At 66.3% G+C, this 1,942-nt stretch carries 1 protein-coding gene; it reads right to left on the bottom strand.

Going from position 1 to position 1,942, the window contains the following annotated elements:
• Window positions 1–1,942 (bottom strand): beta strand repeat-containing protein (locus H8A95_RS44025; protein WP_338028090.1); only part of this gene is annotated, 1,942 nt, incomplete at both ends.

Below are 1,942 nucleotides of genomic sequence, written 5' to 3'. Positions count from 1 at the left end.
GTACCATGCGCGCGGCTATTGTTGCCGAAGAAGCCACCCGCGCCGCCGCCGCCGCCATTGGCGCCGCCCGTTCCGCCATTCCAGTAAAGAAGGGTCCCGTTCCCGTACGGGATCAGGTAGCCGTCGACTCCTTTGCCGCCTCCCGCGGCGCCGGGGACGATGCCGGCGGCCCCGTTCTGAAATGCGGCGGAGTTCGCACCCTGCGCGTGAAGGCCGATGCCGCCACCGCTGCTGTTTCCGCCCTGGCCGCCCATTCCGCCACCACCGCCGAAGCCGTCGATGTTGGCGTTGCTCGCGGTACTGCCGGTTCCGCCATTGCCGCCGATTGCGGCACTGTCGTGGAACACGACATTGTCGATCGTGGCGCTGCCGTTCGCCGAGACGAACAGCGCGCCGCCGAGCCCGGCGCCACCGCCGCCGCCGCCCTGGATGACGCCGCCACCGGCCGCCACCGTGTTCTGGATGGTCAGGTTCTCGAGATTGACGTTGCCCGCATAGACGAAGAAGCCGCGCTGGACGTTGAGGCCGTCGATCGTGTAGGTCCCGCCGTGACCGTCGCTGCCGTTGATCGTGACACTCGATCCGCTCAAGAGATTGAGCGCGTACAGCTCCGACGAGAGGCTGAAGTTGGCGGTGATGTTGATGGTGTAGTTGGCATTCGGCGCGGCGTTCTGGCCGCCGGAATCCATCTGCAGGATGGCTGCGTTGAGCTCGGTGACGTTCGAGACATTGAAGACGCGCGTCGACACAAGCTGCACGATCGTTCCGCCATTCGCATCCTGCGAAAGCTGGAAGCGGGCGCCGCCGTCGAGCCCGTTCACCGTCAACGTATCCGTCACCGTGCCGTTCGAGACCGTGACGACGTTGCCGGAAAGACTGACGGTGTTGAGCAAGGTGTTCTGGGTGTTGTAGTGCAGCCCGGTCAGGTCGATGGACTGGCCGGGATTGAAGTTGGAGATGCTGTTGGTGAGCACGTTGCCGGTCAGCGCGGCATCGTCAATCTTCAGCGTGCTGGCGAGTCCTGTCGTGAACGAGATATTGCCGGTGCCGGCTGCGCCGGCCGTGGTCAGCCATACGGTGCCGGAATAGATCGTCGTGCTGCCGTAGGTGTTGGCATGGCCGAGCACGAACGTGCCGCCGCCGTCGATGCCGAGATTGCCGCCGCCGCTGATCAGTGCGGTATCGGTGACGGTCACGCCGCTTGCGATCTTCAGGAGTGAGCTGCCGCCGACCGAAATCGCGTCGTCGAACGTGCCGCCGGTCGTCAACCCGAGGTGCCCGCCGCTCAGGTTGAGCGTCCCGGTCAACCCTGCGAGCTGGCCGAGTCCGAGCTGCAACGTGCCGGCGCCCGACAGCGTGAACGTGCCGGAGCCGCTGATCGCGCCGGCGTCGGCGATCGTGCCGGAGGATATGTCGAAGGTGCCGCCATTGGCGGTGACCTGAATGTCGTGGGTGAAGGTGTAGCCGCCGGTCGTGGTCAGCGAGCCGCCGTTGAGGATCAGCGCGCTGGCCGAGCCGCCGATATTGTTGTCGGCCGTGATCGAGAGGACGTTGCCGCCGTCGATCTGGGTGCCGCCGACATACGTATTGGCGGCAGTCAGCGTCAGCGTACCGCCGCCGGAGACCTGCAGCTTTCCGCTCGTGCCGGTGCCGCTGATGCCCCTTTCATCAGCGATGGTGTCGGCGATCGTCAGCGTGGTGACGGTCTGCAGGCCCTGGAAGAACGTGGAAACGGTGTGCGTCGGCGTGACGACCATCGTGCCCTGGATGAAGATGTCGCCATGGGCGGAGCCGTTGCCCGCGCCATTCGCGCCGGTACCGCCCGTCTCGGTGGCACTCGACAAGGTGCCGCCGATCACGGTCAGCTTGCCGCCTTGCTGAACGAAGATGTCACCGCCGAGACCTGCGCCGCCGCCACCGCCGCCGGCGAGCGAGCCGTTGC

This window comes from Bradyrhizobium oropedii, assembly GCF_020889685.1.
GTDB classification, from domain to species: Bacteria; Pseudomonadota; Alphaproteobacteria; order Rhizobiales; family Xanthobacteraceae; genus Bradyrhizobium; species Bradyrhizobium oropedii.
This window is presented reverse-complemented; position numbering and strand designations above follow the sequence as displayed.